Raw genomic sequence first — 5,405 nt, 5'->3', positions numbered from 1 at the left:
TTTTCTCTAAACCCCTGCCCAGTCAGTCTCTCAAGACTTTTCTGCACCACTAAGGGTGCGACTGACCCTCAATCGTCTGAAGCAGGGATAAAAGGCGGTCACTCAAAACCTGATTGGGAACCCCGCCAAGCAGAGTTGAATAGGGCTAATGAAAGTGAATCCACGTTCGAACCATCGTTACCGTGAACAAGCCTACGCAGGTTTACAGGCTTGCCCAAAATGGGACAGGATAATCGGCAGGCAGTTGCAACGCTGACCTGCAAGCACTCGGACTGAAACCCGGTGGAGAGTGGGAGCCTAAGTTCAACGTAAAACGGAAGTTGGGAACGAAGTAACCTCTTCAATTGCTCCCTGGATTCAGTCGAGACCAGAGTAGGTAGTCAGCCGCATGGGTTGTGGAGGAAGGATTGTCTCAGAAGCCAAAGCCTTTGGGAAAGCCAGAGGATATGCAGACAGAGACACGACAATTGGGAAGGTAGAGTTGTCAGTCGCAATGTACACGTCATGAGCGAGTTAACGACTACGTATGGATGGAGCATCCTCGTCTGGCGCAAGCTAGAACGAAAGGTGTTGAAGTTGCATTCATCTAATCTACCGAGCCATGGGTCAAGGCAGTTTGCCACCAGCCATTGGTATGCAAGACAAGCACCCAATTGTTGAGGAGCCGTGTGCCAGCAAACTGGCAAGCACGGTTTTGAAGCAGAGGGTAGGGCAGTGATGTCCTACTCGACTGCATCTCGACCCCGTTATGGGGCTGCAACAATGGGAATCTTGATCACAAATTCTGCTCCTTGCCCAACTTGAGAATTGACCTTAAGGGTGCCGTGGTGTCTTTCTACAACAATTTGATGAGCGATCGCCAGTCCAAGCCCAGTCCCTTTACCAACTGGTTTTGTGGTGAATAGTGGCTCAAATAATCGCTCTTGTATTGATTCGGGAATGCCAATGCCGTTATCTGCGATTTCGATCACGACTTGCTGGTTAGCAATTGTGTGGGTTGCAATCTGGATCTGGGGAATTAGACCGAGCAATTTACCTTGCATCATTGCTTCTTCAAGGGCATCGATCGCGTTTGCCAGGATATTCATAAATACTTGATTCACTTCCCCCAAATAACACTGAACTGCGGGCAATGCACCATAAGATTTGAGGACTTCGATGCGAGGGCGATCACCCTTTCCCTTGAGGCGATGCTGCAAAATCATCAGCGTACTATCCAGTCCTTCATGCAAATCCGCAGGAATTTGAGTTTCGCTATCCGAGCGGGAAAATGTGCGGAGTGAGGTTGAGATGCTTTTAATGCGCTCAGAGCCTAATGTAAAGGAGTCCAGAATTTTTGCGATATCTTTGAGCGCAAATTCCAGATCCAAATTCTCAATAGCATTCGTTAATGTTGGCGATGGGGTAGGATATTCCTGCTGATACAGATGCAGAATCTGGGTGATGCTAGCCATGTGCTCTCGTAGCGGGTTAATGTTGCTAGCAATAAAGTTAATTGGATTATTCATTTCATGGGCAATTCCAGCCACCATCTCGCCCAAGCTGGCAAGCTTTTCCTGCTGCACTAGCTGTACCTGGGCTTGTTGCAGCGCAGTGGTGCGATTGCGCACTTGGTCTTCTAAAGATTCCGTAAGTTGCTTGAGTTGCAAATGCACTTGCAATCTTGCCATTACCTCTGTCTGATCAAACGGTTTAGGAATGTAATCCACTGCACCCAGAGAAAAGCCCTTGGCTTTGCTGTCTGTATCGGCAAGGGCGGTGGTGAAAATGACCGGAATAGATTGAGTAACCGGATTGGCTTTGAGGCGGCGACAGGTTTCAAACCCATCAATTCCAGGCATTTGCACATCCAGCAGAATCAGTTCTGGTAGATGGCGTTCGACTTGAGCCAGGGCACTTTCTCCATCCATTGCTACCCGGAAGCGAAAGCCACCACCACTCAGTGCCTCAGACAAGACAGACAAGTTGGTCGGGTTGTCATCCACAATCAAAATAAATCCGGTATCCATAGTCGTTGACATGAGAGCGTTACTCCTGGCGCAAGGGTGCAAACTGTATTTCAATGAAGTTCAGTTGGAATTAGTTGAGAGAGCGTTCTATGAAAGCTTGCAGGGCTTTGAGTTGAAATCCGCTTGCTAACTGGGAAAGATGTTGGGCAAAAGGGGTAAGCGTTGAGTCTGAGGCGGGAAGTTGTTCAGCTACTTCTACAATGCCCTGAATATCACCTTCCTGAACCAGCTTGAGTAACTGCTGTAATACTGTCTTTGCAGGCGGAGTCATTACCAGAGGCGGCGCGGGTTGAGGTAAAGGCTGAGGTGTCACAGTAGTTTCATAGATCCATTCCAGGTTAAGTAGCTGGTGCAGCTGGTGCAACAATTCTTCTGCTTGCACAGGTTTGGACAGGAAGATGTTGGCTCCGGCATCGATCGCTTCGTGCTGGTTGCTTTCAAAAACGCTGGCAGACGAAGCGATCGCCACCACACCTTGTATATCTGCTGTAGCTCGAATTTGCTTCAGCAGTTGATAGCCATCCATCACGGGCATCATCAAGTCCGTGATGACGACATCCGGCTGCGACTCAAGCACTTTCTCCCAACCTTCTTGACCGTTGCTTGCTTCGATGACCTCAAAGCCGATCGGTTCTAATAAACTCACCACCACCGACCGATTTTCCCACCGATCATCAACGACTAAAACCGTGCGCTTTTTGCCCTGGTAGCCCAGGATAGTGCCTTGATTGACAGAACGAGAGGTATTTGCCCACTCCTGCGCTTCCGGCAATTCCACATCAAACCAGAAGGTACTGCCCTTGCCTGCGTCACTTTGTACTTCCAGTTGGCTGTTCATCAACCCCAGAATTTTTTGGCTAATTGCCAAGCCTAAACCTGTCCCTTCTGCTTGTTTTTTCGCATCGCCCACTTGTTCAAATGGGAGGAAGATTTTCGTCTGCTGTGCTGGAGTCATGCCGACCCCAGTATCTTCAACCTGAAATCGCAAGCGATAGTGAGAAGCAGGTTCCAACTTTTGGGCTTTGACGCAAAAGGTAACACTACCCACATCAGTAAATTTAATTGCATTGCCAAGCAGGTTGAGCAGCACCTGACGTAAGCGTTTTTCATCCGCCCGAATTCCCATCGGCAAATTTGGATCTGCCTGGTAGAGAAAGGCAACGCCCTTTTGTTCGGCACGGATGCGGCAAATTTCGCTAACCCCTTGGAGGAACGAGGGGAAATGAAACTCGCTGACCGAGAGATCTAGCTTACGGGCTTCGATTTTAGAGAGGTCGAGAATGTCGTTAATCAGGGTTAGCAGGTGAGAGCCGCACTGCTCAATGATACCAATGCCCTTGCGCTCCTTATCCGTTAGAGTCTTGGAGCGTCGGAGAATTTGAGCATAGCCGAGAATGCCGTTAAGGGGAGTGCGTAACTCGTGACTCATATTGGCGAGAAATTCACTCTTGGCTTGGTTTGCTGCATTAGCGGCTTCTTTTGCTGCATCTGCTGCTGCGTTTGACTTCTTCAGTTGGGTTTGCTCAAACGATTGCACTTGCCAAAGAACCACAATCATTGTGCCTGCAAGTCCAGCAACAACCAGTGCCATCAAATCTAGCGGTCTGAGTTGTGCTTCGATGTTTTCGCGGGGAATGACTAAGGCGACTGACCAACTCGCTTCTTGCAGCGGCACAAATGCAACATATTTCTGAGTACCGTCAATGGGGATTAATTCAATGCCTTGCTCTCGGTTCGTCATACGTTGGGCGATCGTCGCTAGACCTGGATCTGGAGATTCGCTCAAGCTAGGAGCAGGTTTTTCCAGAGTTGACATTAACTCTGGTTTTGGGTGAACAATTGCTTCACCTTTAGAGTTGAGCGCAAAAGCATAGCTGTTATTGCCATACTGTATCTGGCTTACAACTTGAGCAACTCGATCGACTTTTACAAAACCACCGAATGCCCCAATGGGTTGACTGGCAGCATCAAGACTCTCACGAACGGGAGCCGCGATTGGAATCGAGGGCAGTCCTGTGGTGCGACTGATAACCGGATCATAAATCGCAGTCTTACCGGCGATCGCGCCTTGATGGTGCAGACGATTCCTAACATTGATATCAGAGCGACCAGTTGCAGTAGTGTACAGCGTCCCGTCTATTGTTGCCCAGTAGAAAAAGAAAAAATCATTGATTCGCTGAACTTCTGCTTGCAGATAAGCCTCAGCCCTCAACCAATTGAATGAGCGGACTGTCTCAGTAATGGAGAGCATTTGTACCTCAGCTTTACTTGTTTTGAGCCAGCCATCAATCTCACTCGTTCCCTGCTGCACTTCTAGAAACGCATTTTGCTTCAGGTTTTCCAGCGTCAAGTTTCGCACTACCTGATAGCTAAAATAGGCACCAATACTGACAATCAGCGTCGTCCCTCCGAGAACCAGCCGCATCAGCAAGTTGCGAGTCGTTTTCTGTTTTTCACGGGGCAATGATTGAGTGGGTTGATGTGCCGTTGGTTGACAAAGATGTTGGGAGGCGGTCATAAGCTCTGATCCATTAGCAGATTGTTGTGCTTAGGATGCCCATCTGTTTGAGAGTGATACCAGACAGTCGTTCTGGTTCATATCTGGATTAAGCAACCCCAAATCTAAAGTCAATGCTCATCTTTTGTCGTAACTCAATGGCTTTGGGTGTGTAAAGGATGCTAGGGCGTGTCATCAATTAAGCCAAACGACAGCAGCAGCGTTCCCACTGGTCATCTCTTAGCTCGACTTTATCCAATTCAGGCGGCGTAGCATAACAAGTCAGACCAGCTATCCAGCAAAGCTTTTGGTATTTTCACGACATTAGTGTCTGAGCTAGAGAGCTGTAAAAGACGCGCATGCCAGAACCGCTGACGTACCCAAGCTAAGGCATCAATGAATGTAGGTAGCTCTTTACGATACCAAGCAGAGTGAGGTAGCGAGCAACCCACTGAGGATTGCCGTTGATTAGCCAAAAGGACAATGATAGAAAACAAAGCCAGCAGAGCAGGAGTCGTTCGTAAGATCGCCAAGTCAGACCACTGCCTTTGGGTTTCGACTCCTAAATGCGCTCGGACTTCCTCAAAGGTGACTTCCACTTGCCAGCGTTGGCGAAACCAAAGCAAGATTTGTTCAGGTGTAGCCGTGAGATCTGTCGAGAGAAACGCTTGTGGCTCAAATTTACCATTAGGGTCTTTGACCAGCACCCACTTGATGGGCACTGCAGGCAATCCTGTGTGATACCAAACAGCAGTCTGGGAGGCCAGTTGTAACTGACAAGAGCGTCCACCGTACCACCGCTCAATCGTTATGGGGTATGGCAACGATTCGTGTAAAAAAGGGGCTATTAAGTGACAATGCAGATGGGCTCTTCCCAACTTTTGGTGATCCTGAAATCC

The 5,405-nt window shown here is 48.7% G+C and carries 4 protein-coding genes; all 4 read right to left on the bottom strand.

Going from position 1 to position 5,405, the window contains the following annotated elements:
• Nucleotides 1-586: 586 nt before the first annotated feature.
• Nucleotides 587-736: a hypothetical protein gene (locus AC5JMP_RS07870; protein WP_495850898.1), complete on the bottom strand. Its 150-nt coding sequence runs from the start codon at nucleotides 734-736 to the stop codon at nucleotides 587-589.
• Nucleotides 737-746: 10 nt separating this feature from the next.
• Entirely contained in the window at nucleotides 747-2,021 is a 1,275-nt protein-coding gene (locus AC5JMP_RS07865; protein ID WP_495850897.1) for a hybrid sensor histidine kinase/response regulator, read from the bottom strand.
• A 58-nt stretch (nucleotides 2,022-2,079) separates the two neighbouring features.
• The gene (locus AC5JMP_RS07860; RefSeq protein ID WP_495850896.1) at nucleotides 2,080-4,527 is read right to left on the bottom strand and encodes a hybrid sensor histidine kinase/response regulator; all 2,448 of its coding nucleotides are present in this window, start codon (nucleotides 4,525-4,527) and stop codon (nucleotides 2,080-2,082) included.
• Between the two features lie 239 nt (nucleotides 4,528-4,766).
• Nucleotides 4,767-5,228, bottom strand: a complete 462-nt coding sequence (locus AC5JMP_RS07855; RefSeq protein WP_495850895.1) for a hypothetical protein — start codon at nucleotides 5,226-5,228, stop codon at nucleotides 4,767-4,769.
• Nucleotides 5,229-5,405: the final 177 nt, after the last annotated feature.

This window comes from Drouetiella sp., assembly GCF_059504425.1.
This window is presented reverse-complemented; position numbering and strand designations above follow the sequence as displayed.